Origin of the sequence: Halovenus halobia (genome assembly GCF_051414135.1) — an archaeon.
Taxonomy (GTDB): Archaea; Halobacteriota; Halobacteria; order Halobacteriales; family Haloarculaceae; genus Halovenus; species Halovenus halobia.
On record NZ_JBLKOA010000011.1, the window covers coordinates 1 to 25,468 of the forward strand.

Here is a 25,468-nt window from a genome sequence, read left to right on the forward strand (position 1 = left end):
AGTCCACCTGTACGACCTCTCCTGCGGATTCCAACCGCAGGCCGAGGTGGTGGACTGCAAACCGTAATATCCCAACTGCGGTCGGGATTCCTCCGCCTTCAGGCGGAGGAGGATGTCAACGTCTGTTTCTTCACCAAACTCGTCGTTTGCCCGCACAACGAAGTATCCGCTGGAGCGAAGCGTTGTAATAAACACACTCGGGACGTGTTCGTCAGTGAAGAATGAAATCGTCACTGTACCGTTTCTGGTGGTTGGAGCGCCTCGGCGGCGAGCGTCCGTTTCGTGTCAGTCTGTGCTTGACGGAGAGCACGCATCTTCTTGGGGTGCTCATGATAGTACGCTAGCGCAGTATAAATCTCACCGAGCGACCGATCAAGTTGGTCAGCGACATCTGCGGGAGAGTGGCCACCTTCGACGGCGAGGTCGTACACATCGAGGACACCAATACGCGTCCCCTCAATACGAGGTTCACCGCCGAGCACGTCGTCTGTCTGGACGATACTAGTCATGCTGATTAAAGATAGTTCGTATTGATTCATAAACGTTTGTCGCGGAAGAGAGCGTGTTGCCGTCAGTTCACGTTGGAGGTGAAATCTGCTGGACGCCGCGTGGCCCCTGAATACAATAGTCCAAACAGGCGGGACAGACAGTTCGACAGTGGAAAGCGTGTTTCAAAGGCCTCGATACCGCTTCGGGAACAGCGGAACTTTGCGTATCAGTCAAACAGTGCGAAAATGTCGCTGGGCGTGAATAGGTGGAGGTCAGTTCGTGCATCAGCAATCGCGTCCAGTTCGGGTGTGAACCCGTTTTTCGAGAACAATGCGTAGCGAACCGTCCGGTCAGTGCCGTGCCAGCGAACCTCCGAGGTGAGTTGCTCTAGATCAGACAGCAGTGATTCGTCAACCGGGTCGCTTGTCCACTTGCATTCTCCGAGGAGGATGGTCTCGGACTGTTCGTCGATCCCGACGACATCAATCTCGTCGCCGTTGTACCACCACCGGCCAACGCGGGAACAACTGACTGGGAACGACGAGGTTCGGACTGCTTGCCGACAGACTTCCTCGAATGCCCAACTCACATGCGTTGGAAACGTTTCTGCAATCGTGTCACGGACAGGAGCTGTGTGGCCCTGTTCGAGCGGCGAGCGATTCGGCCCGACGTATCGAAACCAGAACTGAAGGAACTGATCGGCGAGCCGGTAGATACTTCGGCCATCAGGATCGGTCACTGGCGTCTCCTGTTCGAGCAGTCCGAGCCGTCGGAGATTCCCCAGGTACCGGGAGAGCGAACTCGCATCTCGGTCGATCTCGTTCGCGCAGTTTCGAGGCGGAGCCCCCGGCCTCAAGGAGCGAGAGCTTCCGACCAGTCAGAAGCGCGAAGCGAGTAGGCCGGGGAGGAAGCCGACACATCCCGACACAAATGACGGGACTGTCGCTGTCTGACTCCCGTATTAATAAGTACCGTCGGAACAACATCTGAAATATGGAGGTCAGACGTACCGCGCCGGTCAAACTCATTGTTCCCGACGAGTACCGCGACGACCTCCACGAAACTGCCGAGCAATTCCTCTACTGTGCGAACGAGGCAAGTGACTACTGCTGGGACAACACCAGCTACAAGGACTGCGTCACTTCCAACGTGACAGCCAGAGATGTGTTGTACGACCGACTCCGTGACGAAACAGACCTGACGGCGAATCTCGTCCAAGAAGCCATCCGGCGTGCCGTCCACGCCGTTGAGAGTGGTGTTGACCGCTGGAAGAAGGGCAACCGGACGAACAAACCAGAGTTCACCTCGTGGAGTGTGGTCTACGACAAACGCAGTGCGACGTTCTACCGCAACAAGATCTCGCTTTCGACGGTGAACGGGCGCATCGAGTGTGAGTTTGAGTTGCCAGCAGACAGTCCAACACCATACGGGGAGTACGTGCTTTCGGACGACTACGAGTTTCGGACGAGTACACTCCAGTACGACCAAGCAACCGACGAGTTCTACTTCCACGTCAAAACACGGAAGATAGACGACGAAGGCGAGGCTGTCGAAGTTGAGGATTCGGACGATACTGGGCACCAAACAGTCCTCGGGATCGACCTCGGCGTGAACAGTCTCGCCGTTTCGTCAACAGGCACGTTCTGGAGCGGTGACGAGTACGACCACTGGATCCAACAGTTCGAGAAGCGCCGAGCAGAGATGCAACAGCGTGGGACGCAAGCTGCCCATAACGCCTTGCTTCGACTTGGAAAGCGAGAGCGAGCATGGCGCAAACAGTACATCCACACAGTCGCCAACGAAATCGTTGAGGAGGGGGTTGCCCACGATTGCGACGTGATCGTGTTTGAGGATTTGACCGACATTCGAGAGCGGTTGCCCCACGCTGACTGGCATCATATCTGGGCATTTCGCCGTCTTGTCGAGTACGTTGAATACAAAGCGCCAGAACGTGGGTTGGCTGTTGAGCAGGTTGAACCCGACCACACCAGCCAGCGGTGTTCTCACACCGACTGTGGGTTTACCCACGAAGACAACCGCGACGGCGAGCAGTTCCGGTGTCTGAACTGCGGGTACGAAATCAACGCGGACTACAATGGCGCGAAAAACGTCGGACTGCGGTATATGCGGAGGCAACAACACAGACTGCGTTCCTCGCCCACGTCGGGGAGCGCAGACGCACCAGTAGACGTGCGTGTAACTGGTGGGATGCTGAATGGCGACGGCTATCGGCCAACCGCCGACAGTTGATCGCCGGGAGTCCACATCAAAGCCCCTCCCTCAAGGACCGAGGCGCGTATGCGCCGAGGGAGTAGGGAGGGGTAGTTTACTGACGCGACTTGCACCGCTGGCGACTGCTTCGAGAATCGCCATGTATGTGGCTGGCTCCCGCAACTCCTAGCGCAGAAGAAACTCGGGTTCCTCGTAGAGAAACGCTCCTTTCGACAGGACGTGTGCTTCGATATTCTCGAACACACCGGCCCCAAGATCGAACTGGTCGAGATACGCCGGCACTCCACCGACGACGCTGTACGCCCGAATCAAATCAACCGGTGTGTACGCGGGCAAGAATCCTGACGCATCACCAATTGTCAGTGGTTCGAGTCGCCACTGCCCGCTCCGGCGACCGTAGAGCGGGCTTTCATAACTCAACACACCCTCTTCCATCATCGAAATAGACGACCCTAACAAGACGAGAGATATCTGGGTGTCTCGAAGTACGTCGTCAACAATTCGTTGAAACACTGACGGGATTGTGTCGTCTTCATCGACGAGATACGAGAACTCATCCAGCGCGACGAGAAACGGCCCATCGACGCGCCGCGTGAGATACTGAAACGCCTCCGCAAAGGTGTCGACGGCCGGCTGGACATCATCAAGTGCCTGCGCACATTCGTTCGCGAACGCTCGCGCATTGTGCGCCGATCCACGCTGATCACAAAGATAGTACACCGAAGGAATCTCACTGTAATCAAAGACGTGCGTGACGAGTGTCGTCTTGCCGACTCAGCGTCGCCCGTAGACGACTTACCTCCTGGTCATCGCTCTCAAGATGAGAGCGGAGCCAGTCTCGTTCAGCTTCGCGGTCGATCATTATGTATGTAATAATATTATCACATGCATATGGATATTGGTTCGTCCAGTTAACGACACGTCATTCACCCCTGTTGGCGTCTGCAGAGAGACACGTGCTCCACTCACGCAGAGATTGTGGATTGCTTCGCGGAGTTTACGCGCTTCCTCCCACAGCTAAAGCCGGTGGGCTTCCGCGCTGTATCCGCTGTGACGGGAGGGGCCTACTGAACGCCTTCACCGCGCGTGGCGGTCCCAGCGCCACAGTATAATACGGTCGGTGGCACCGATCGCCCCACTTGTACGCAGACAAGCTGGGAATCAGGCTGTCCCCTCTGAATCGAGCGAGAGAGTGATATCAATCTCGTCAAATCGCACGACTGGTACTGCTCTCCAATGAGGCCAATGTTGGGGAAAGATCCAACGCTCTTATCATGTTGAGAATCGGACCAACACACACGGAATGGGCCAAGAATTGCCTTTCGGTATACGCATGTTGAAGCTGGCCTAGTTGAGAACGTTGTGCTCCGAAAGACGACGAATATCGAGACTCCTCGGGCTGGAAGTACACACTGCACTTGGGTACTCTCGAAGACCTCACACTCATCCGATATGACAATGCACACGAAGACACGAAAGGGCACGAATTCCACACTGCAGCCGGTGACGCCGACGACGTTGCCTTCCCAGGGATGGAGGAACGACTCCTTGAGTTCTGGGCGAGTGCAGATGAGTACTGGGAAGCCATCGACGGCGATCCACCCCGCCCCTACTGAATGCATCCAAACCACCCACAACACCACTCGACACCGATCATGACCACGCTCCATATCACCGTCGGCGACCGAGAACAGCTCCGCACGGATACGCTGCAGTTTGTCCAAGCCGGCGAGGCTGACGACCTTGACGAAACCGATGAAATGCAGGTACTGCAGTTTGGTAGTTACGAAGATTTCGTCAAAAGCGTCACCCCACTCCGGCTTGAACTAATTCAGGCCATCGCCGAGGACAGCCCACAGAGTATGCGTGAGGCTGCTCGGCTGGTCGATCGAGATGTCTCCGATGTCCACTCAGACTTGAAGCAATTAGAGGTCCTTGGCGTCCTCACATTCGAGGACGGCGGCCCAGGTGGTGCGATGCAACCAGTTGTCCCGTTTGATCGGATTGAGATGCATATCGACTATCCCCTCGTTGAAGATCTCGATACCGACGGCACTCAGGCTAGTGCTTGATAACGCTCTCGCCATCGGTGATATCCTCACCCGCGCTAAACGGCGAGCGTTCCACCGCAGACGGCATATCAGACTTCAGGAAAACCGCGCGGTTTTCAGCCGTGGAAGGAGATCAACTGGTGGATTGTCTCGATACAGACAGTGCCGGTTAGCCGTTCGCGCAGTTCGTCGACGGAGGCCGTTCGCTTGATGATTACGGCGATCGTGAGTTAATCCAAGAGAAACTCGATAGTGGAGGGGAACTCGCCGATGTCACGGGCCAACAGGTACTTAATTGCGAAACCGACGAGGAAGTCTCCGAGGAGATAGAACGACTTGGGAACTGAACGCTGGACCAGGTGCCCGATGAAACTTTTTGATATGTCTGCCGTCATTGATATCGATTAGAAAACCAGGTTCTTGAGCCGGACACTACAACGCTGTGTCTATACACATCCTGCGGGGTGTCTCGGAGAGTATCTACTGGACAGTCGAATTCGATCTCTTCAAGCAAGCGCTTCGTCAGAGTCATCAGGCGTATCGGGCACCACCTGGATGTCGATTTCGACATGGTTGTACCAGACTGTCAGCTGTTTTTTTGGCCTCGTCTCCGCAAAGTCGATGGATCAAAGCTCTACTAGCCGGCCACGTGCTGTTGGGATGATTTTGATTGTCGTATCGGCGGATTGAATCGTCGCTTGTGGTGTGCGGCGCTTGACCCATACATTGTAGAAACCGCGAGCCATGGGTTTTCGATTCGCGTTGTCTACAACGGGTACTAGCTGACCAGCGGGTTGCTCAGGACCAAATCGTTTAGTACATTCAATACATATTGATACACGTGCCAATCAGCGCCGACCACTTCGAAGAGATTGACGACGAGAGCAGTCCTGCTCCAGAGACGAACGCACACGAAATCCTCTCGTTTCTGCAAGCTAATCCCGATCATGCGTTCACCCAGAGTGAGATTGCAGACGCGACCGGCGTCACCAAAGGATCCGTTGGGCCGACACTCGTTCGGCTGCGTGACACTGGGCGCGTCGATCACAAAGGGAACTACTGGCGTGTGAGCGACCACGTTCAGAGTGTGGACGCTGCGACGGGTCATGCAGGTGGGGTTGCAACAAGCCACGAAGACGAGCCGATAGTGTACGACGACTGGCAAGCGTACGCGGTTGATCCGCGGGAAGACCGTGACTGATCGGTACCAGAAGGGAGATGTTTTCTGGGCGCCCGACCCGTTCAAAACGGGTTCGAATCCGCGACTGTGGCTGGTGCTCAGCGCAGACCCGCTCCCGTTTCCAGGCGAAGAGTACCTCTGTGCTGCGCTGACAACAAGTAGTCTCCCAGCAAACCACGAGATTGGAGATGACTGGGTGACCGGCCGTAATCCCGACAAAACGTCGTATTGTTCGCCTTGGGTTATCGGGACGGTCAAGCACCGGGCGATAACGAGCCCACAAGGGAACGTCACGGCAGCGTTCACCGACCGCATGATTGACCGGTGTGCGGAGTTCCTTCGCGGGCCATAGTCTCTTCATTAAATAACCCCGATCCCATCGATAGTTTTTGTGAGTGGAGTATCATGGGAAGCGGGGAGAAACCGTCAGTCAGTGTCACAGCCGCATCGTACATATAACCGAACGCCATCGTCCCGGCCTTGAATCGATATTTGCGAATTATATCATGCCGAGACAAATATATTAGTCAGCACCGCCAATGTGAGAATGTGCCACCGGAGTTTGAAATTGCAGAGCGTTTCGAAGACGAACTCGCAGACAAACCGGCTGATGAGCGCGTGTACCGGATCGCGCTCCAGTTGCATGATCCCGGCCAGATTGCTGAGATTGCCGACCGGGCGGACTGCGCTCCCGATACTGCTCGCCGCCATTGTGAACGGCTCGCTGAAATCGGCGTTCTCAACAGGACCAGCGATCAGCCGGCGACGTACCAGCGCAACGAGGCGTACTTCGAGTCACCTACGCCCGCCGTGAACGGCGGGGCTTGTCGGTGGACTCCCGTTCTAACCACTAAACAGTGGTAGGCGTGTAGACGCCGTTCACGTTCAACGTCCCCGACTTGAGGGCAAGGTGACTGGTTGCCCCTCCAGAATCAGACTTGTGCCAATTCTGGAGTAGCTTCCGGGCGATGTTCTTCGCGGCGTTGTAGTCAGCGTGATATTCGCGGTCGCACTTCAGACAGCAAAACTCGTCACCGTCTCTGTTGTCGTCGTGCGTGAAACTACAGTCAACGTGACTGCACCGTTGACTGGTGTACTGTGGGGCGATTTTCTCAACGGCAATCCCGTACTCAGCAGCTTTGTATTCAGTGTACTCTTGGATGCGACGGAACGCCCACTGCTGAAACTTGCTCGCGTTCGAGATACGTTCGCGGATGTGTTTCAGCTTCTCGAACGCGATGTGCGTACAGTCGTGGGCAAGAGCCTCTTTGACCAGTGCCTTCGAGACGCGATGTAGGTAGTCTTCGCTCCAGTTGGCGAATCGTCCACCGAGTGATTTCATCGTCAGGTGGGCCGACCGCGTTCCGACCTGTTGCATCTGTCCACGTCGTTTCTCGTATTCTCGCCGCTTGTGGTTGAGGTAGTCGGCGTTGCCGATGAACGCGCCCGTACTCGTGACGGCAAGGTGTCCGTCCACGTTCAAGTCTACGCCGAGTACCGTTCCGTACTCGGCATCTTCCGGCTCTGTGTTCGTCTCTTTCACGACAGTAATGTGGAGGTAGTAGTCGCCGTCACGGTGATGCAGTGTCGCCTCGCGTTTCTCCCACTCCGCAGAGAAGTAGGTTGTCGGTGGCACGTCTTCGTCTGGTAGGATGTACTCAGCGTTGATACGTCCATCCACAGTGGCAAGCGTGGCGTACTCGTCGTAGTAGGTAATCGCGTTGAGGTTGTAGACGACCGAATCGGATGTGAACTGTGGTTTCGAGGGGGGTTCCCCGTCTTTGCGTTTCTCGGCACAGGAATCGAGTGCGTCGGCGGCGCGATTCCGCGCCGCACACACAAGGTCGGCGTTGAGTTCGTTGGTCGCTTCGCGTACTTCGCTGTATGTCCGGTCGTGTAGCTCAGTTTTCGACGTGACGATGTAGCCGTCTTCTGTCCCGTTCCAGCCGTCGTCTGCAACCATCTGAGCGGCCTGTTTGAAGCGGTCTATCGTCTCTTGGAGAAGGCGGTGAGCATCGTCGTCTACGTCAAGTTTCAAGACGGCAGTACGGCGAAGCTCCACAGCTGCCATATGAGTTTGAATTAGTATTAAGGTTATTCATATATTGCATCAACGTTGGGGAGTCAGTAGTCGTGTAGCCGGTGGGTTGTCGTGTAGCGCTTACGCGATTCTCGCCCGGCGTAAACGCCGGGATTCCCTCGCTGTCAGAAGATGGCGAAAGCGCAATCGTCTCGCGGAACTAACGAGCGAGCAACGACAGGAGCGACTTGCAGAACTCACGAGTCGAGAACGGAAGTTCCGTGACCAGTACGGTGTTGACGATCCCGCTGCCGTTGTTGCAACTGAGCACGCCGATTACGACGAACTCGAAGCGGTCTGGGCAGATCTCAGCGAGTGGCAGACGGTCCGACAGCGCATCGAGCGCCTCGAGTCGGTACGACAGCGAACCGCAACCGACTCCTCATCCCCCTCGCAGGCGTGACGGGGGGCACGGATGCGTCCCGAACGGTCAACGAGAGTCTCCTTGCCCATCTGCAATCGTTGCTCAGTCGGCTTCCAGAAGTCGCCACGACGTCGCTGTTCCCGAGACACAAACAGGAGACGCTTGTAATTGAACTGGAGACAGCAGCATATCCGGACGCAATCGAGGGAGTACACCTAGAAATCCGGGCCTACACCAACGGGGAGTTTCACATCGCGTATCTCGAACGATATCTGGGCGAGCGCCGCCAGTGTCGGTGGGATCGACACAACCAGGATCACAACGACCGGGACCATTTCCACCCATTACCCGATGCTAGCACGGCGGCGGCCGAGGACAGGGAGTTCCCGCAGGATCTGACTGCTGTCCTTCGCGATGTTGTCCTACCATGGGTCGAACAACGGTTTGGGGACCTCTGGGACGGGAACTCGGCGGCGTAACTCGCCTCGGGGTGCGAGTCGGTCCTCAGCTCCGATGATTACACTGCAGCGATTGGTATAAAAAACGCAAGGTATTGTGAGCAAGACAACAGCAAACTGTAAGCAAAGAGGCTGAGGAGTCAGGGTTCCACGTCTTCGCAGACTTTATATAATTGCTGACAATTGTTTACCGTAATGGACCGCGGCTGGCAGTACCGGCTGACGAGCGTTGTCGGTACTGCTATCCTCACCGTTATTGCAATTTTGTTGACGAATCTCCGGCCCGTGCACGCAGCCTTCGCGCAGGTGCCGTATCTCGGCCGGCCAGCCCCGGCAGTACTCGCGAATGGTGACGTGACCCTCGCCGCCGGGACCGCGTTGGTGGTCGTCTTGGCGAGCATGTGGCCACTGTTCAAGCCTCGACCGCGGCGGATTCTCGACACGCTGTTGGTGACTCAGAAACGCGTGTTGTTGGCGATGGTTGGGTTAGCCGCGCTGGGGTATTTCGACTACTCCTATCGGCTGCCCCGGCCGACGCTGTTGTTGACGACGGCGGCACTGTTCGTCGCGTTGCCGCTGTACATGGTCGTGATTCGCCGCCCCGAGCAATCGACATCACGGGCGATAATTGTGGGGGATGATCCCGACGCGATGGAGTCGCTGCTGGGCGCCTCAACGCTGCCCGTGTTGGGGTACGTGTCGCCGCCGTCGGCGTACGCACCAGAGGGGATCGAGCCCGAGCGCGTGAGCGTGACTGACGGTGGGGCATCTGTGGATCGACTGGACGAACTGCCTTGTTTGGGTGGGTTGGCACGGTTGGACGAGGTGATCGTCGAGCACGACGTGGATACGGTGTTGTTGGCGTTTGCGGCGACCGACCGCGAGGAGTTTTTCGGGACGCTCGAGACGTGTTATGAGCATGGTGTGAACGCGTTGGTGCATCAGGACCACGCTGATCACGTGTTGACGGTCGAAAACACGGGTGCGTCGCTTTTGTCCGTGGACCTCGAACCCTGGGACTGGCAGACGCACGTGGCGAAGCGACTCTTCGACATCGCCTTCGCAGGGACCGCGTTGCTTGTGCTGTCACCGGTGATTTTGCTCATCTGTCTGGCGATCAAGGTGGACGATGGTGGGCCGATTCTGTACAGTCACGAGCGGACCGCAGCGTTCGGTGATACGTTTACCGTGTCGAAGTTCCGGAGTATGGTTCCGGATGCGGAATCAGAGAGTGGAGCGAAACTGAGCGAGGAAGACAAAGGCGGCGTCGATCCGCGTGTGACACGAGTTGGTCGAGTCCTTCGGAAAACCCATCTCGACGAGATTCCACAGCTCTGGTCGATTCTCATTGGCGATATGAGCGTCGTTGGACCGCGGCCCGAGCGTCCGCAACTCGATACTGATATCCAGGAGGGTGTCGGGAACTGGCGGCGACGGTGGTTCGTTCGGCCTGGGCTGACCGGGTTGGCGCAGGTGAACGACGCGACGGGAGCTGAACCGGAAGAGAAGCTTCGATACGATCTCCTATACATCCGCAAGCAGTCTTTTTGGTTCGATCTGAAGATTGTGATCAGGCAGTTGTGGATGGTCGGCACGGATGCAATAAAGGTTGCTCTCGGTGGCGAACCTATAGAAGATGCGGAACAGAACAAGTCACCAACATCGACCGATCCGACAGCATCATCGCCAGAGCAAGGCGAGCAGTCAGCAGAGTCAGCGGAAACAGACTCGGAGACAGAGAAACCGCAGACTCAAGACTGATTTTCGAACCAGTCTATCGTTCGCTCCAGACCTTCGCGTAGCGATACCGTCGGCTCATAATCGAGTTCGCGCTGGGCGCGAGCGATGTCTGCTTGTGACTGTTCAATGTCTCCATCGCGCGGTTCGGTATGGATGATATCGGCATTCGAGTCCGTCAGATCCTGAATCAGTTCGGCGAGTTCGCGGATGGTAATGGACTCGCCAGTCCCGATATTGTACGCTTGCCCGGTGTTCTCAGTCGTCGCTGCGAGTCGGTTCGCCTGGACGACATCCTCAACGAAAACGAAATCACGGGTCTGTGAGCCATCGCCGTGGACAGTGATGGCGTCGTCATTCAGTGCTTGTTCGATGAACACGGTGATGACCCCAGCGTAATCACCGGTCTGTCTGGGGCCGTAGACGTTGAAGTAGCGGAGTGCCACAGTGTCGAGATCGTAGAGGTCTGCGTACAGTCGCATGTACTGGTCAGCTGTGAGTTTGTCTAAGCCGTATGGTGACGTGGGGTCTTTCGGATGGTTTTCGTCGATTGGTGTTTCTGTAGGGTGGCCGTAGATAGCGGCACTCGACGCAAAGACGACGCGGGTATCGTGTTCTCTGGCGGCTTCCAAGACGTGTAGTGTTCCCGTCGCGTTCGTCGTGTGGCTTCGCATCGGGTCACGCACTGACGCGTCGACGCTGACGAGTGCCGCTTCATGAAAAACCACGTCGGTGTCAGCGACTGCCTGAGTGACTGTTGCCTCATCACGAATATCGCCTTTGACGTAGATTGTGTCGTCGGGTGCTTGTGCGTCAGGATCGTTATCGAGAATCCGGACAGAACCCGACGCCTGTAGACTGTCGACAAGGTGTCCGCCAATAAAGCCTGCTCCGCCAGTAACGAGTGCGTGCATCGCTCAGTATGTCCGTTGCCTAAGTTATAAACACCCGGATTGATTCTCGTATTCTGTTCGGCTGCCTACGGGGTCGACAGCAATCCAGTTGCTTGTATAATCACTTGCGATACAAGTACGTATTTTGTGAGAGAAATAATTAACTGGAGGCATAATATCTCATTATGCTGTTCAGTCCTGACTCAGTCAAGAGATTAATTACTTATCAGAAAGCCACTAGACTGGCAAGTTGACCACCGCCACGGTTGGCCCGTGGAATCCACTCACTGGATTTCGAGTTCCTCGATACTCTTCGCGGTTTCAAGACGCATTGTTCTCACGCGTCATCTCCCGAGACCCCGCAGTGCCCGAGAGGGTGCTAGTCTCGGAATCAGCTGAGGTGTCTTGTGGCTCGGTCAATGAAGCCCCATCCGCCGCCGAGTCATCGCCAGCGACCTTCTGTACCGACTGGTTTCGGTCCTGGCTCTCTCCGCGGCGGTTGTATTTGTCTGCGATTCGGAGCGCGGCATTGAGGTCCGCTTGGTAGGTTGACACCCAACAGTCCGATGCTGTACACCGGAACGTTCCTTGGTCGGGGCGCGTCCCGGTACTCTCACAGGCGTGGCATTTCTTCGATGTATTGCGAGGATCAACAGTTTCGATCGGGATACCCAGCTCCTTCGCTTTGTACTGGATCTGTGCATGGAGCTTGGCAAATGCCCAGCCGTGGAGTCGTCGATTCAGGAACGTGCCGTAGTCCATGTTGTCACGAATATATGTGAGGTCTTCCAGAACGAGGATTGGGTTCTCAACAGCCTGGGCATACTGGACCACCTGTCGAGACACCCGGTGCAAGATGTCGTCGATTCGTCGCCAGAGTCGCTTCGCATAGTCAGCAGCTATTCGATCACTACCACGCTGGTGGAGTCGTCGCGTCGCTGTGAAGTACGTCTTGCGGAGATTACGGACTTCGGAGCCTTCATCGCTGAAGATGTTGGGTGTGGCCGGGGTGCCGCGCTCATTACGGTGACACACCGTTGCGAGGGCAGCAGCCCCGATATCCACCCCAACCGGCGTCCGCTCTGTGGCAGACGCCGACCGCGGTGCAACTGTTTGTGTGACGCTTATCTGAAGGAACCAGTTGCCATCGCGTTCGAGCAACAGCGATTGCCCCATCTCTGCATCACCAGCAAACACGGCTTCCAGTAGTGGTCGCTGGTCTGGGTTGATGCCAGCAGGGAGCCAGAGGCTGTAATCCTCGTGGTGGGGAACTCGAACATACCACTCGTAGTGGTTCTGTGGGTTGTGATCCAGTTTGACGCCTCGGTTGGAGAATCGCACTGGATGCTCGTCGTGGAGTTCTTGTGCCTCGTCGCTGCCGCCACAGAGTTGTGGCACGTATTTCTTCAGGCAGTCTTTGGCGTACCCAGACAAATCATACTTGACAACGATGTCGTTTGCTTCTCGTTTGGTTGTGCAGTTTGCCTCGAACGCAGCGTGGAGTGCTTCTCTGTAGACTGCAGTCGTTTCTCGGAGTTTCCTCTCCTTGTGTGCGTTTGGATCGATGAGTTGCAGTTCCAGTGCTTTCGTGACTTCAGGCATTGTTGTTCGCCTAGCTTGTTCTATGCTACAACCCGTGCGAGTATAAAGGTTGTTGTATAGAACAAGTAGGAAAGAGTCTGCAACAAGCAAATATGGACGGTCGGCGAATGGGTGCAGTATGGCGACAGGCCGAGCACTGCTGACGGAGACAGAGCGGGAATATCTGCGAGGTGAACATGGTGATCAGCGGATGTACGAAGCAAAGTCTCGCATCAAACGGCGTATTGAGGAGGAACTCTCCGCAGATGTGGAGTTACTGGAACGAGAACAGCCTGAGTTGCTTGCTGCACTCGAAGAAGTGGTGTGTGACGAGCGTTAAGTATAGTCCATTTGTTTTGGAGCCAGAAAGGCTGCTCACATTCACGGAGAACAGATCTAAGAACTGGAATATGTGATCGATAGGCTTGAAATCGGCATACTCTTGGGCCTTCTTGAGAAGAACAATGTAGAATGCGGATTCTCCGTGTTGCCCAGAAAGTCTATCCAGATGTGAAGGGCGGCGGTGCGTATCATGTGCATGCAATGAGTCGAGATCAAGCCGAGATGGGGCATGAGGTTACTGTCCTGACGATCCGGCAAGATTCAGATCTCCCACACATTGAAGAACGTGAGGGATACACTGTCGTGCGGTTTGATCCAACCGTGAATCTTCTTGGTAACGACATCAGTTCGGGGGTCGCTCAATATCTCGCTCAGGCCGACGACTTCGACGTGATGCACGCGCACTCGCACCTGTACTTCTCGACAAATCTGGCGGCACTGAAGCGCCGATTGGGGGACGTTCCGTTGGCGATTACGAATCACGGTCTATATTCCCAGACTGCGCCGGAGTGGGTGTTCGACATCTATCTACAGACGGTGGGGCGGTGGACGTTCAATCAAGCTGATGTGGTGTTCTGTTACACCGAGGAGGATCGGACCCGAGTGAGGGATTTCAGCGTCGACTCGCGGATTGAGGTTGTCCCGAATGGAGTCGACACGGAGCGCTTCACGCCGGCAGGACCGGAGAGTAAGTTGATTAATCACGATGGACCGGTAGTGCTGTTTGTCGGTCGGTTAGTGGACGGGAAGCGACCACAGGATGCTGTCGAGGCTATTTGGAATCTCAGTTGCGAGATGGATGTAAAACTGTACATGGTCGGAGATGGGCCGATGCGGGATGAGTTAGAAATGAAAGCAGGAAGTGAAGTGGAGTTTCTTGGTCGTGTTCCGTATGAGGAGATGCCCGCCGTCTATCGTGCAGGAGACGTACTTATGCTGCCGAGTCGAGCCGAGGGTCTCCCACGGACAGTACTTGAGGCGTTTGCCGCCGGTATGCCGGTCGTATCAAGTGAATTGGAGCACACAGCTCCAATCGTTGCGAAAGGCGGGGAGACAGTCAACATCGGTGACATTGAGGGTTATGTCGAGGCACTCACTCGGGTGTACGAACGACGCGATGAACTCGGCACTGCGGGGAAGGAGTCGGTGACAGCACAGTTCCAGTGGGGAGATACAGTGGCCGAGACGACGAAAATGCTGGAATCAATCAGATAATCCCCTGATTGCGCATTCGGTTGTGCCAGCGTGCGAAGACGTAGACAGACCAGAGGTGTTTCGAGTGCTCGGCCGTGCCGCGCTTGTGTGCGTCGTGGTGCCGGAGCACTGCTGCCGTGTCAACAAGGTCAGAGTCGAGTGCCTCGACTGTATCACGGAATTCTTCTTCGAGTTCGTGTCTGAACCACTCGCCGATTGGCATATCGAACCCCTGCTTGCCGCGTTCGAGAATCGCAGTCGGAAGCACATCCTCGAACGCCTTCTTTAACACGCGCTTTTGTTCTCGTGGTGTGATCTTGTACTTTGTCGGCAGCGAGAGAGCGTACTCAGCAACGTCGGTATCGAGAAACGGAACGCGAACCTCCAAGGAGTTGTACATACTGGCTTGGTCTGTCTTGTGGAGAATCTGGTTGGGAAGGCCAAATCTGGTGTCGACCGATTGGATTCGAGAGAGGTCATCTTGGCGGTTCGCGGGGAGAAACGCTGTGACGTCGTCGTGTGCTTCTTTCACCGAGGTGTGGCCGTCACTGGCAGCGGTCAAGCGAGTGGCACCAGAGAGTGTTTCGTCGTCGGCGATGCGACTCCACTCGAAATGGCGATGTGAGAGTCGTGGTTCGCCCCCGCGAAGGAACTTCTTGAGTTTCCGAATTCGTTCGCCCCGTGCGTCTTCACGTGAGACATCAAGTCGGTCGACAGCGGGTTCGATGACAGAGTTGCGAACGGCAGAAGGAATCTGTCGGTAGTACTTTGAGTAGTACTCGCCGCGGTAGCGGCTATAGCCGGCGAACAGTTCGTCAGCACCGTCACCCGAGAGTGCGACCTTGACATCACGGCTCGTCTCGCGGGAGACAATGTAGGTCGGCACAAGTGACTGGTCGGCAAAGGGTTCACCAAGCCGGTCGAGAACAGCTGGAATGGCATTTCGGACATCGTCGGGGCTAACTGTGAACTCCGTGTGGTCTGTATCGTGGTAGTCTGCGACTTCCTGTGCCGCCCACGATTCGTCGAACAGCGCTTCGTCGAACCCAACAGTGAACGTTTTCACTGGATCGTCCATCTGATTCGCCATCGTCCCGACGACGATGCTCGAGTCGATACCGCCGCTGAGAAAGGCTCCGAGGGGAACGTCACTCATAAGTCGCTTCTCAACGGCGGCTTCGACGCGAGTCCTGAGCCCGTCGACAGCCGTCTGGAAGTCGACATCTCTGGTTTCGACGGTCGGTGTATAGAACTGAGTGCGTTCGATGTCACCCTCAGAGATTGTAATTCGCTCTCCTGGTTCGAGTTTGCGGACGTTCTCGAAGGCGGTGCGGGGCGCAGGAATATGGCCCAAGCTGAAGTACTGACTGAGTGCTGTCTCGTCAAGCCCGCCGTGGTCGACATCGGCTTCGAGAATTGCGGGGAGTTCTGAGGCGAACGCGATTGAGTTACCATCGTCGGCAAGGACGAGTGGTTTGATTCCCATCGGGTCTCTGGCGAGGAGGAGTTTTTCGGCGTTAGAATCCCAGAGTGCGAACGCGAACATGCCTTCGAGGCGGCTGACGAAGGTTGGGCCGTACTCTTCGTAGAGGTGGACGAGAACTTCGGTGTCGGTATCGGTATTGAAAGTATGCCCCGAGGCGGCGAGTTGGTCGCGTAGCTGCGGGTAATTGTAGATTTCGCCGTTGAAGATCACGCAGACAGTGTCGTCTTCGTTGAAAATCGGCTGGCGGCCGGTATCAAGGCCAACGATGCTCAGGCGTTTGTGGGCGAGTCCGACAGGGCCGTCAATGTATATTCCATCTTCATCCGGGCCGCGGTGGGCAAGGCACGCGTTCATCGCGTGCAACGTGCGACGGTTCGGAGATGCTCTTTCAGAGTAAACACCTGTAATCCCGCACATTATTGAAGGTAGCCGAGATCTTCGAGTCGTTGCTCAGTTGACTGTGACATTGAGGCCATTTGGCGATTTGTCTCAGGTAATTCATCAACCCAAGAGTCGAGAACTGCGGCCAGATGGTCACCTTTTGTAGAGTCTTGGTCTACGCGGTTTTCCGATTCTCCGTCTTCGAGATTGAACAGCCACTCCGATCCGTCCGAACCATGAATATACTTCCACTCATTTTGTATGACCGACCGAAGTCGCCGATTGTACGTACGAACATCATTCTTACAGTCGTACCGACTTTGCAGGGTTTCGATATCCGGTTGTGGCGCGAGGTACTCGGCAAACAGTGACCTGTCGTCGGGAATATTTTCAGCTGACACGAGCGAGTGCCCTGGTATGTCCTCCGGTACCGGAACGTCCCCAATCTCGAGTATAGTCGGCGCAATATCCACCAATCCAACTGGTTTCTCCACGACCTCGCCTTTAGGAATATTTGGACCAGAAATCAAGAGCGGGATATTCAAAAGAGTTTCATGGAGACTATACTGATGATCCATTAGTCCATGTTCGCCGATGTTTTCGCCGTGATCTCCTGTGATGATAAATACGGTCTCGTCTGCTACGCCTTGCTTCTCGAATAGACTCTGGAGTTCGGCGATACGCTCGTCTAAATACGCTAACTCAGCGCGATACAGGCCACGAAGAATTGTAAAATCGCGTTGGGTCATTTCCACCTCACCGGTGATGTACTTCCAAGCGTCTTGGTTCACGCGCTTTGCCTCTGCTATAGTGGTTCCATCTGGAAGATACTGCTTGCTGAGACGGTCTGGTGGGTGGTATTTGAGGTGAGGTTCGAGATAATTAACGAACAGGAACAGTGGTCCATCAGATAGCCACTCCTCTATGTGGTTGGAGATAATGTTGTTGGTGCGCCTTGCTCCATCGTCATCCCTTTTTCGGAAAAATTTCCCATAGATAAGGTTTGCGAGATTTTTGATTGGATTCCCTGTGAATTTTTGTGCAATACTCTGGATTTGATTGAGTTTTCCTGACTCAGTTTGTGCGATATCGCCGAAATCAACGCCATCCTGGAACAGCTGCCAAGTCTCATAAAAATCATCGAATCCTCGATCAAAACCAAACTCACCACTAATCCAAGTATTGTTCGAGACGGCAGCTGTCCCGTATCCGTTCTGGCGTAGAAGTTGGGCGAGCGTTGGTTCGTGGTCGAACAATTTTCGAGCAGCGTGTGACTGGTGTACCGAAGGGTATTGGCCCGAAAAGATGGTTCCATGTGACGGGAGCGTCCACGGTGCATTCGCGTGGGCCATTGGAAAGGTCACACCGTCGTGCGTGAGCTTCGCTAATTCGGGCATTGGAGTCTGCTCATTGAGCAGGTTTACCGTATCTGCACGGGCAGTATCCATCACGATGAGAACGATATTAGGTGAATTCATTTATACCCGAGAGCCTCAAGACGCTCTTCTACCCCTTTTCCTTGCTCAATATCCGGAATCGTGATGCCCTCTGAGGTTCGTTCAATACTACTGAGTCGATCTCTTAACACCGTTTCAAACCTGTCGACAACGTCTGGATGTTCATTGGCGACGTCTGTGGATTCCTCCGGATCGTTCTGTAAGTCATATAGATACCCTTCTTCGTATTTTCCATCGTAGAGATACTTCCACTCGGTTGTACGAAATCCAAACCGAAGATAATCCTCGCCGCGCATTTCTTTTTCTGTGACGACAACATCATAGCCCGGCTCTTGGCCGTGCAATACAGGCATAAGAGATTCGCCTTCCATTCGGTTGTCCATCTCATCAGAAAGATCAGCATCAACAAAATCTAAGATCGTTGGTAATATATCTACTGCCCGTACAATCTCTTCGTTGTTAGTCGGTTGCGGGATCTCGGCTGATTCAGGGAAGCGAACGATCAATGGCACATGGATGAGCTCGTCGTACGGTAGGTTCCCATGTCCATACTTCCCGTGCTCATTGAACTCGTCACCATGATCACCGACAAGGATCACGATTGTGTCTTCAAGAATTCCCTTCACCGACAAATCGTCAAAGAAAGTCCCAATTTCTTTATCGAGGTATTCCACTTCCTTACCGTAATTCGTCCAGAGTTCGTCATGCTCTTCAGAAGTGATGTCCTCGGGAGCGTTGACAGCAGCTTTGCGCCAGAGACGCTCAGCCCGGAACTTGTTCGCGTAGGTAAACTCATCACCAGGGAGATATGGACCGTGGACATCCATATACTGGGTCCAGAGGAACCACGGTTCTTCAGTGGTGTCAATCCATTCGACGAGATTGTCATTTACTTTCTCAATGGGGAGGTATGGAGTACGTTGGAGAATGCGTGCAAACTTATTTGCATACCGGAGCAGTTCGTCGGGGACATTGTTTACGAGACCATCCGGGTCAAGCGGAAGGATATTTTCCTCGAATGTATCGAACCCATGATGAAAGTTACGTAGTCGTGAGACGTTCGGATTCGAGTGAATGGCTGCAGTGGAGTACCCATTAGCTTGAAATTGCTCAGCCATTGTCGGTTGTCCCTGTTCAAGATACCAGTGTCCGCCGTAGTCAAGTGGATATCGGCCAGTTAACATTGCAGTCATTGACGGAGCAGTGCTCACCCCTTGCGCAAAACACTGTGAAAAACTGATACCTTCCTCAGCAAGTTTATCGATATTCGGGGTGCTGATTTTTGGATCATGGATGGTATCGTACCGGAGTGAATCAACAACAAGGAAGAGCACGTTAGTCATTTTTATAGTACTCTAGATAGACAGGCCTCAAATGACTTTTGTCATTCGTCTCGCCAATGGATCTCCACTTTGAGATCCGAAAGGGCTATTACCCCGAGAAGCAGTAATATCGGGATGAACTGAATTCGACGACGTACCGCAGCACCATAATTCATTTCTACAATAGAGTATATGATAATTCCGGTCGTGAGGTAGGACGCAAGTATGCCGAGATAGTAGGGCTGGTCTTTGAGTTTACCAATACTACGCTTTGCTACCAGCGTACTGAAGAGGAGAGCGATGGCACTGATGGCGACCATCGATTCAACCGCTCCCCGAACCTGCCAGGGGAAAGGGGTAAACAAAAAGTACATAACCTTGAGTGGGGCGTACAAAACGATGTCTAACCATGTATCGTAGTGGAGTTCGGTCAGATACGCCGCCTCACCGTGGGCCCGGCCGTGAGCGTAGGCATCGATGACATCAGGACTAAGAACTGTCCCGTATCCCGTGAACTGGGCGGTATTGAATACGAAGAATGTAGCAAAGACTGAGACTACGATAGTGATAGCGGCCAGACGATAAGGGTTGTCACGCGATTTCAGATACCCCGCCACTGCAATCATAGCTGCGACTAACAGAATATTCTCGGCACGTAAAACGACAATTACAACGAGTCCAAGACTACCCAATATCGCGTCTCTCCATGTGATCGTCCCATACATGTGCTGAATAGCGAGAATTACAGTCAACAGTGCGACTGTGAGCAAAATCTCGCGCTGTATGACAACTGACCGATACAGAATCGTTGGCCAAAACAGGATGAGGCCGGCAGCAAACGTCGCATGGTTCCTACTGAGAACAAAACGACCAATCTTGTAGGATATATATCCAATGAATATACTCGAAACCGATACAGCAATCCGCCCTGCTATCGGGTCCTGTCCGATAATAATATAAAATGGTGTGAGATAATAAGACATAAACGTCCACAGGGTTGGTTCAAGTGGCATCGCTGACAGTTCACCTTGGGACAGATGGATGATGATCTCAATTGTATGCTGGTTATGGACGCGAGAGACCGGCGGTGTTGGCAGGACATTGAGCACCTGATCTGCAATAATAGTGAGAAACCTCACCAGTAGCGCACCGGCAAGAATCGACATCAAATAATGCCCACACCGGTAGGAGAGAAATCCGACACTGAAGACAATTACAGTAACAAACAGAACGCTCAAAACCGGAGGCAAAAACACAGAGATTGCCGATATGAGACAGAGGGGCAAAAATAATCCAGTCCAACTAGAATACTGTACTCCACCCCGTAGCTTATTGATTTCATTCATGTGAGACTTCACGATACAATTGTGCGTATTCAGTCACCGTCCGCTGGATTGAAAACTCTTCGTTGACTCTCCGGTACGCTTGCCTTCCAAGCTGTTTACGCCTTTCCTCATCTGTGAGGAGACGTGATACTTCATTGGAAATAGCCTCGGGCTTGGACGTGGGTACAAGGATCCCAGCGTCTGATAAGAGCTCGTTAAATGGCGGGATATCTGAGGCAACGATTGGACACTTGGCTGTCATACACTCCGCAGGGGCAAGCGGTAATCCCTCCCACAGAGAAGGGAACACCCCGACGTCAAATGCAGGTAGAAACGGATACACCTCCGGAACGTAACCTGTGAAATAAGTCGATTCGCGAACCTGTTCGTCAGTGGCGATTTGCTCGAGTTCGTCTCGTTTTGGGCCATCACCAATCAGAATCAATTTCGCTGTTGGATGCTCTCTACGTACTTCTGAGAACGCCTTAATTAGATACTCGTACCCTTTCTGCTCAGTCAATCTTCCGACAGAGCCGATTATCAACTCTTCTGGAGAGCAATCTGTGTACTGTTGTAGAACAGTTCGACACTCTCCAAAGTGAGATTCTATTTCTTCAACATCTACACCATTCACAATGGTGTGTTTTGGAGTGGATCTCAGAAGAGGGGTCTCCCATGGGAGAAATGACTCGGTCACTGCATTACTAACCCCTACGATATGATCAGCTAACGGTAGAGACAGTCCGTTCGCGACTTGGGCTTGAATTTTATAAGTCTGATGCATATTGTGTTCCACACTTATAATATTCGGAACGTCGACTATCGTGGCCGCAATCCGCCCCCAGACTCCTGAAATAGGAGAGTTCGTGTGCAAGATCTCGTGATCCCCTCGGCCAAGTTGGTGTACCAATCGACGAAATGCCACTAGATCGTAGTTCGAGTCGGCATCAATATCAACAACATCAACTCCCTCTTCGTTAAAAAGAGGCCGGTATGTTCCTTCACCGAACATAAAATATACCGTCAAATTAAATCCGTTCTCAGGGAGTTGTCGACAGATATCGTACAACAACTGTTGTCCTCCGCCGTGTTCCTTGTTGAGATTCCCGATCAAAAATGCTACATCGATGACCTCCTGTTCATTATCAGTCATGGCGTCATGTGTATCCAAGTTTTTCTAAACGGCTCTTGACCTCATCGTGTACTTCGTTTATCGGTTCCTCCTCTGTGACTGACTTCCGGCGACCGGTGTCATAAACCAGCCACGGAACTTCCGTTAGCACTCTATTATAAACCCCTCCGTAGTGGCCGTAATCCTTGACTGGTAGGTAGTCGTGTCGGTCACCGAGCATTTCGCCATGGTCCGCAGTTATAACTGTCCGTCCGGTGAATTGTTCAAGTAGCTTCTCAACTTCGGCGAGAACGATACTCAGATTCTCAGAGTACGCTTCCCTGACAGACTCGCTGTTGAACAGTTTGTTATTCCGTACCACCTCAATCAGCGACTGTGACCTCTGTTCGATATCCATCCCTTCCTTCCCAATGAACGGGTGATGCGGCTGAAGGTAGTGAATTAGTAGTCTCTTGTCAGGATATCTCTCATTGATTCGCAGGGCTGTCTCCGTTACGTATTCTGGGTCTACGATTAGTAGATCTCTATCGACGTAATCGATATCATCTTCCCCTGTTTGTAAGTCAACATATTTGTAAACTTCTGAATCTATCTCGTCTTTCAGCTTTAAAAACCAGCTATTTGCGGAGACGTATACTACATCGTGTAGTTTCATTCCCGAGAAATTAGTTCGTATAAACTCAAACGTCGCCCCGCCCAATGATTCGTGTGTTTCGAGATCTCCCGGAAGGGTGCTTTCCTTCTCAAACTCATCAAGCCGACAGGAGTCGAGTATTATCAGATTGTCCCACTCTTTGGAGAAAATAGAGACACCATTGGGGTTGCCGTCCGCGGAACCAGCTCTCGTGTGAATAATACGATTGATTTCTCTAGCCGCAGCTCTGGGGTCGGAGGCTCCACGCGCTAAGTCGGATAGCGTGTACATTGCGATATGTTAATTTATACTGTGTGTTACTGACCTAATGACTCTTGTGTATCAGCACCCAGCGATCCACAAAGCATTTGACTTGATTTTCTGGGGGTATCGACATAGATTAACACGGACGTATTTAAGATCCAGGATGCTTTTTTGACAAAAATTTTACTGTATTACTTCACGTATGCAAGGAATATCGCTCGTACATCAATAGAGACAGCTCTGCTTAGGATTGCTGTGACTGTACAGAATACTGTACCGCCGATTGTAATCAATACGGTCAATTGTAGCCATCGTATCTCCGAGAATTGTAGGGATGCCAGGTAGACTACCGTGAACATAAAGAAGCCGGAGATCAGGACCATGGCGAAATCCCTAAGCGGAATAGAAACGTCGGTGAATTTCACGGACAGCCATGATTTGATCACTGCTCCAAACAGGAATGCAACCCCCGTTCCGGTGGCTGCCCCGGCAAGACCATACCGCGGGATGAGATAGCCATTAGAGACCAGATTGACGACAATGACGGCAACGGTTATAGTTGCAATAACTCTGTCATTGTCCGTAGCCATCAGGATCTTATTCGAGACGCTATCGGTAGATTGGAATAATCGGCCAAAGAGGAGGAGTACTAATGCAATGTATCCAGAGACATATTCGGAACCATACAAAAGTCTGAGCAGGGATTCCCCAACAACAATAGAGCCGAGCGCTAAGGGGACGAAAGGCATCGCTGCGTATAGATAGGCGCGTCTGCTGTACCAGTTGAATTTTTCCGAGTTTCCTCTTTCACTCCATTTGGTGAGACGGGGAAATAGAACTCCTGAGGAAATATTGAGGACGAACAATCCCAGCGAGGACAGTCGCCAGACAACTTCATATACCGCCACAGATGCGGGAGCGAGAAAGAATCCAATCAAGAGTGTGTCCACCCACTGTTGGCCAAAGTTTCCCCATCGCATTACCGAAAGGTACCTCCAACCGTGCGCAAGCGATCTGAATTCTTTGAGTGGCGGCACTCCCGACAAGCTCGCGTCAATAAATACGTACGAAATAGATACTCGAACAGCCCTCCCAATCAAATATGCGATGAGAACGGCCGTGAACGCGGACTCTCCAGTTTGAATAGCGGTTACCGCGAAGCAAAACTGTATTATTCTTGATGCTAGCCAGATGAGTTCGTTGAAAATGATCTTCTCTTCACCGCGTAACACAACACCGAGTATGATCGACAACGCTTCTAAGGGGAGTGCCAGAAGGAGAACAATCGTGATGTCGCGGCCTACGAAGTTGTCTATTGCTGTACCAAATGGAATGATTACAACCGTTAGACAAACCAGCAAAATCAAAATTAGAATCAACACGGCGGTAAACGTCTCATCTGGATCTTTGACTCTACTTATTTCTCGAAACGTGGCAGATCCCAACCCGGACACTGTAACGGTCGTTAATACGCCTAATATTCCGATGAATAGAAAGTATTGGCCTAATTCACTGGACGAGACTAATCCCGTGTATATAATAATACCCAAGAATCCTACGATACGATTGGTAACTTTAATACCACTCGCGCCAACGACCTCCTCAAGAATTCTACTCATCCAACGTATTCAGAACTTTCCCGACGTGTCGATCCCAGGTGTATTTTTTAGCGGTTTCACGAGCTTTCTCCCCCATTCGCTGTATTTCTTTGGGATTCTCCTTGAAATATCGTAATTTATCATCTATTTCTCCGGTGTCTTTGGTGGGTATAATGAATCCTTCTTTCCCATCCTCTATGATATCATCAACGCCCGAGTTACCTGTGACAATCACAGGCGTTCCGGTACTCATTGCCTCGATCGGAGCCTTAGCAAAGCCCTCAGTAAGGGTAGGAAATACAAATACAGAGCAACCGTGGTAGTATTCTAATGGATCTACAACGCCCGGTGTACTAATATTATCACTCTCATACATCTCAAGGATCGGCTTGATCTCTGGCTCTATACTCCCACATAACTGCAACTTTGCGTTCTCTCTGTTCTTCCAGCCGTAGTTGTTCCAACACTGAAGAAGGTACGGGATTCCTTTTAAGAGATTCACAGACCCGACAAACAGCGCGGTAAAATTGGATTTTTCATATTCTCTTTTCATTGGAAACTGGCTTTCATCTATTCCTAACGGAATGACGGTGATCTTTTTTTCAGATATGCCGGCATCTACATATGATGACTTGACAAATTTTGACAATGCAATCACCTTATCAGCCTTCTGAAGTGATACTCTCCTATCACGGGCGTATTTTTTATGCGCTTCTGAGATCTCGAAATCTATATCAAATTTTTCGAGTTCTGATCGGTATCTCTCATTTGCCGCCTCAACTAACTCTGAGGACCCTCGGACGACTATCTCTTTCCCCGCTGATTTCCCTTTCTCAAGGGTCTCTGTGTACCCGGGAGTATAATGAAGATTGATTGATGAGATATCCTTCGTAATTTTTCGAGACGTGAAAATATCAAATAGTTTTGATGAATATTCGTAATTATCGAACTCTTCGTAGATGTACCTGTTTACTCCAGTCAGAAATTTTGGAATATAGTTCCCAAATGGGATTGGTTCTGATATCGCCGACTTTGGAATCGGGCTTTCGCTTACTCCCCTGCAATAGACACGCTCTAACCGGTTTTTCTCGTAAAATATTCTGGACATATTTGTAAGCGCTTGTCCAGTCTGGGTGCCGAGATCGGAGTAACCAATCAGAGATATCTTAGACGCTATCATCTTCGTTCGATATGGTGATTTTTGTTAGAACAGGCTGGTCTTTATACTTGACTTTCATAGTCGGATCACTTAAATGTATATTAGTAAT

At 52.7% G+C, this 25,468-nt stretch carries 24 protein-coding genes and 2 pseudogenes; 11 read left to right on the forward strand and 15 right to left on the reverse strand.

What is annotated here, in order from left to right; genetic code table 11:
• From ACMGFM_RS16335 to ACMGFM_RS16345, 3 genes and pseudogenes are all read right to left on the reverse strand, one after another.
• A pseudogene (locus ACMGFM_RS16335) lies at positions 1–234 on the reverse strand (hypothetical protein); the annotation flags it as partial.
• A complete protein-coding gene (locus tag ACMGFM_RS16340) occupies positions 231–509 on the reverse strand; it encodes a DUF433 domain-containing protein (RefSeq protein WP_436903747.1) in 279 nt (92 codons plus the stop codon). The gene ACMGFM_RS16340 and the pseudogene ACMGFM_RS16335, both read right to left, overlap by 4 nt.
• Positions 510–715: 206 nt before the next feature.
• A complete protein-coding gene (locus ACMGFM_RS16345) occupies positions 716–1,345 on the reverse strand; it encodes a DUF234 domain-containing protein (protein WP_436903748.1) in 630 nt (209 codons plus the stop codon).
• A gap of 137 nt (positions 1,346–1,482) precedes the next feature.
• Between ACMGFM_RS16345 and ACMGFM_RS16350 the strand changes: the two genes are divergently transcribed.
• Entirely contained in the window at positions 1,483–2,739 is a 1,257-nt protein-coding gene (locus ACMGFM_RS16350; protein WP_436903749.1) for an RNA-guided endonuclease InsQ/TnpB family protein, read from the forward strand.
• 147 nt (positions 2,740–2,886) lie between these two features.
• Here ACMGFM_RS16350 and ACMGFM_RS16355 read toward each other — a convergent pair whose 3' ends face one another.
• Entirely contained in the window at positions 2,887–3,441 is a 555-nt protein-coding gene (locus ACMGFM_RS16355; RefSeq protein ID WP_436903751.1) for an AAA family ATPase, read from the reverse strand.
• 594 nt (positions 3,442–4,035) lie between these two features.
• Here ACMGFM_RS16355 and ACMGFM_RS16360 point away from each other — a divergent pair.
• The 5 genes and pseudogenes from ACMGFM_RS16360 to ACMGFM_RS16380 all read left to right on the forward strand — a co-directional run bounded on the left by ACMGFM_RS16360 (position 4,036) and on the right by ACMGFM_RS16380 (position 6,816).
• Positions 4,036–4,337: pseudogene (locus ACMGFM_RS16360) on the forward strand (toxin-antitoxin system TumE family protein).
• Between the two features lie 39 nt (positions 4,338–4,376).
• Positions 4,377–4,793 (forward strand): HVO_A0114 family putative DNA-binding protein, encoded by a 417-nt coding sequence (locus tag ACMGFM_RS16365; RefSeq protein ID WP_436903752.1) that lies wholly within the window; start codon positions 4,377–4,379, stop codon positions 4,791–4,793.
• Between the two features lie 820 nt (positions 4,794–5,613).
• Complete coding sequence (locus ACMGFM_RS16370; protein WP_436903754.1) at positions 5,614–5,973, forward strand: MarR family transcriptional regulator; 360 nt, start codon at positions 5,614–5,616, stop codon at positions 5,971–5,973.
• Positions 5,951–6,304, forward strand: a complete 354-nt coding sequence (locus ACMGFM_RS16375; protein ID WP_436903781.1) for a hypothetical protein — start codon at positions 5,951–5,953, stop codon at positions 6,302–6,304. The genes ACMGFM_RS16370 and ACMGFM_RS16375 overlap by 23 nt, the downstream gene beginning before the upstream one ends.
• Positions 6,305–6,501: 197 nt before the next feature.
• Positions 6,502–6,816, forward strand: a complete 315-nt coding sequence (locus ACMGFM_RS16380; protein ID WP_436903755.1) for a DUF7342 family protein — start codon at positions 6,502–6,504, stop codon at positions 6,814–6,816.
• Here ACMGFM_RS16380 and ACMGFM_RS16385 read toward each other — a convergent pair.
• Positions 6,803–8,023 carry an RNA-guided endonuclease InsQ/TnpB family protein gene (locus ACMGFM_RS16385; protein WP_436903756.1) on the reverse strand — a complete coding sequence of 407 codons (1,221 nt, stop codon included), beginning with the start codon at positions 8,021–8,023 and terminating at the stop codon, positions 6,803–6,805. The genes ACMGFM_RS16380 and ACMGFM_RS16385 overlap by 14 nt on opposite strands.
• 76 nt (positions 8,024–8,099) lie before the next feature.
• On the opposite strand from ACMGFM_RS16385, the gene ACMGFM_RS16390 reads away from it, so the two are divergent.
• The 3 genes from ACMGFM_RS16390 to ACMGFM_RS16400 all read left to right on the forward strand — a co-directional run bounded on the left by ACMGFM_RS16390 (position 8,100) and on the right by ACMGFM_RS16400 (position 10,615).
• The gene (locus ACMGFM_RS16390) at positions 8,100–8,435 is read left to right on the forward strand and encodes a hypothetical protein (RefSeq protein WP_436903757.1); all 336 of its coding nucleotides are present in this window, start codon (positions 8,100–8,102) and stop codon (positions 8,433–8,435) included.
• The gene (locus ACMGFM_RS16395) at positions 8,432–8,875 is read left to right on the forward strand and encodes a toxin-antitoxin system TumE family protein (protein ID WP_436903759.1); all 444 of its coding nucleotides are present in this window, start codon (positions 8,432–8,434) and stop codon (positions 8,873–8,875) included. The genes ACMGFM_RS16390 and ACMGFM_RS16395 overlap by 4 nt, the downstream gene beginning before the upstream one ends.
• A gap of 174 nt (positions 8,876–9,049) precedes the next feature.
• A complete protein-coding gene (locus tag ACMGFM_RS16400) occupies positions 9,050–10,615 on the forward strand; it encodes a sugar transferase (protein WP_436903760.1) in 1,566 nt (521 codons plus the stop codon).
• On the opposite strand, the gene ACMGFM_RS16405 is transcribed toward ACMGFM_RS16400, so the two are convergent.
• A complete protein-coding gene (locus ACMGFM_RS16405; protein ID WP_436903761.1) occupies positions 10,606–11,505 on the reverse strand; it encodes an NAD-dependent epimerase/dehydratase family protein in 900 nt (299 codons plus the stop codon). The two genes, ACMGFM_RS16400 and ACMGFM_RS16405, sit on opposite strands and share 10 nt — an antisense overlap.
• Positions 11,506–11,805: 300 nt before the next feature.
• On the reverse strand, positions 11,806–13,086 hold the full coding sequence (locus ACMGFM_RS16410; RefSeq protein WP_436903762.1) for an RNA-guided endonuclease TnpB family protein: 1,281 nt from the start codon (positions 13,084–13,086) through the stop codon (positions 11,806–11,808).
• Positions 13,087–13,204: 118 nt separating this feature from the next.
• Here ACMGFM_RS16410 and ACMGFM_RS16415 point away from each other — a divergent pair, with 118 nt between their 5' ends.
• Positions 13,205–13,405: a hypothetical protein gene (locus tag ACMGFM_RS16415; RefSeq protein ID WP_436903763.1), complete on the forward strand. Its 201-nt coding sequence runs from the start codon at positions 13,205–13,207 to the stop codon at positions 13,403–13,405.
• A 131-nt stretch (positions 13,406–13,536) separates the two neighbouring features.
• Positions 13,537–14,622, forward strand: coding sequence for a glycosyltransferase family 4 protein (locus tag ACMGFM_RS16420; protein WP_436903764.1), 1,086 nt, complete (start codon positions 13,537–13,539; stop codon positions 14,620–14,622).
• Here the strand turns inward: ACMGFM_RS16420 and asnB are convergent.
• From asnB to ACMGFM_RS16460, 8 genes are all read right to left on the reverse strand, one after another.
• Positions 14,615–16,504 (reverse strand): asparagine synthase (glutamine-hydrolyzing), encoded by a 1,890-nt coding sequence (asnB, locus tag ACMGFM_RS16425; RefSeq protein WP_436903765.1) that lies wholly within the window; start codon positions 16,502–16,504, stop codon positions 14,615–14,617. The two genes, ACMGFM_RS16420 and asnB, sit on opposite strands and share 8 nt — an antisense overlap.
• Positions 16,504–17,946 carry a sulfatase gene (locus ACMGFM_RS16430; protein ID WP_436903767.1) on the reverse strand — a complete coding sequence of 481 codons (1,443 nt, stop codon included), beginning with the start codon at positions 17,944–17,946 and terminating at the stop codon, positions 16,504–16,506. The genes asnB and ACMGFM_RS16430 overlap by 1 nt, the downstream gene beginning before the upstream one ends.
• Positions 17,943–19,268 carry a sulfatase family protein gene (locus tag ACMGFM_RS16435; RefSeq protein WP_436903768.1) on the reverse strand — a complete coding sequence of 442 codons (1,326 nt, stop codon included), beginning with the start codon at positions 19,266–19,268 and terminating at the stop codon, positions 17,943–17,945. The genes ACMGFM_RS16430 and ACMGFM_RS16435 overlap by 4 nt, the downstream gene beginning before the upstream one ends.
• Positions 19,269–19,309: 41 nt before the next feature.
• Positions 19,310–20,413 (reverse strand): hypothetical protein, encoded by a 1,104-nt coding sequence (locus tag ACMGFM_RS16440; protein ID WP_436903769.1) that lies wholly within the window; start codon positions 20,411–20,413, stop codon positions 19,310–19,312.
• Between the two features lie 172 nt (positions 20,414–20,585).
• On the reverse strand, positions 20,586–21,725 hold the full coding sequence (locus ACMGFM_RS16445; protein ID WP_436903770.1) for a glycosyltransferase: 1,140 nt from the start codon (positions 21,723–21,725) through the stop codon (positions 20,586–20,588).
• Between the two features lie 4 nt (positions 21,726–21,729).
• Complete coding sequence (locus ACMGFM_RS16450; RefSeq protein WP_436903771.1) at positions 21,730–22,629, reverse strand: alkaline phosphatase family protein; 900 nt, start codon at positions 22,627–22,629, stop codon at positions 21,730–21,732.
• Positions 22,630–22,793: 164 nt separating this feature from the next.
• Positions 22,794–24,221, reverse strand: coding sequence for a lipopolysaccharide biosynthesis protein (locus ACMGFM_RS16455; RefSeq protein ID WP_436903772.1), 1,428 nt, complete (start codon positions 24,219–24,221; stop codon positions 22,794–22,796).
• A complete protein-coding gene (locus ACMGFM_RS16460; protein ID WP_436903773.1) occupies positions 24,214–25,380 on the reverse strand; it encodes a glycosyltransferase family 4 protein in 1,167 nt (388 codons plus the stop codon). The genes ACMGFM_RS16455 and ACMGFM_RS16460 overlap by 8 nt, the downstream gene beginning before the upstream one ends.
• Between the last annotated feature and the right edge of the window lie 88 nt (positions 25,381–25,468).

Coding starts and splice junctions, on each gene's coding strand:
- ACMGFM_RS16350 (WP_436903749.1), top strand. CDS start 1,483: ATGGAGGTCAGACGTACCGCGCCGGTCAAACTCATTGTTCCCGACGAG.
- ACMGFM_RS16340 (WP_436903747.1), bottom strand. CDS start 509: ATGACTAGTATCGTCCAGACAGACGACGTGCTCGGCGGTGAACCTCGT.
- ACMGFM_RS16460 (WP_436903773.1), bottom strand. CDS start 25,380: ATGATAGCGTCTAAGATATCTCTGATTGGTTACTCCGATCTCGGCACC.
- ACMGFM_RS16455 (WP_436903772.1), bottom strand. CDS start 24,221: ATGAGTAGAATTCTTGAGGAGGTCGTTGGCGCGAGTGGTATTAAAGTT.
- ACMGFM_RS16440 (WP_436903769.1), bottom strand. CDS start 20,413: ATGTCGATTCTTGCCGGTGCGCTACTGGTGAGGTTTCTCACTATTATT.
- ACMGFM_RS16410 (WP_436903762.1), bottom strand. CDS start 13,086: ATGCCTGAAGTCACGAAAGCACTGGAACTGCAACTCATCGATCCAAAC.
- ACMGFM_RS16430 (WP_436903767.1), bottom strand. CDS start 17,946: ATGAATTCACCTAATATCGTTCTCATCGTGATGGATACTGCCCGTGCA.
- ACMGFM_RS16450 (WP_436903771.1), bottom strand. CDS start 22,629: ATGTACACGCTATCCGACTTAGCGCGTGGAGCCTCCGACCCCAGAGCT.
- ACMGFM_RS16445 (WP_436903770.1), bottom strand. CDS start 21,725: ATGACTGATAATGAACAGGAGGTCATCGATGTAGCATTTTTGATCGGG.
- ACMGFM_RS16405 (WP_436903761.1), bottom strand. CDS start 11,505: ATGCACGCACTCGTTACTGGCGGAGCAGGCTTTATTGGCGGACACCTT.
- asnB (WP_436903765.1), bottom strand. CDS start 16,504: ATGTGCGGGATTACAGGTGTTTACTCTGAAAGAGCATCTCCGAACCGT.
- ACMGFM_RS16365 (WP_436903752.1), top strand. CDS start 4,377: ATGACCACGCTCCATATCACCGTCGGCGACCGAGAACAGCTCCGCACG.
- ACMGFM_RS16400 (WP_436903760.1), top strand. CDS start 9,050: ATGGACCGCGGCTGGCAGTACCGGCTGACGAGCGTTGTCGGTACTGCT.
- ACMGFM_RS16415 (WP_436903763.1), top strand. CDS start 13,205: ATGGCGACAGGCCGAGCACTGCTGACGGAGACAGAGCGGGAATATCTG.
- ACMGFM_RS16385 (WP_436903756.1), bottom strand. CDS start 8,023: ATGGCAGCTGTGGAGCTTCGCCGTACTGCCGTCTTGAAACTTGACGTA.
- ACMGFM_RS16420 (WP_436903764.1), top strand. CDS start 13,537: ATGCGGATTCTCCGTGTTGCCCAGAAAGTCTATCCAGATGTGAAGGGC.
- ACMGFM_RS16435 (WP_436903768.1), bottom strand. CDS start 19,268: ATGACTAACGTGCTCTTCCTTGTTGTTGATTCACTCCGGTACGATACC.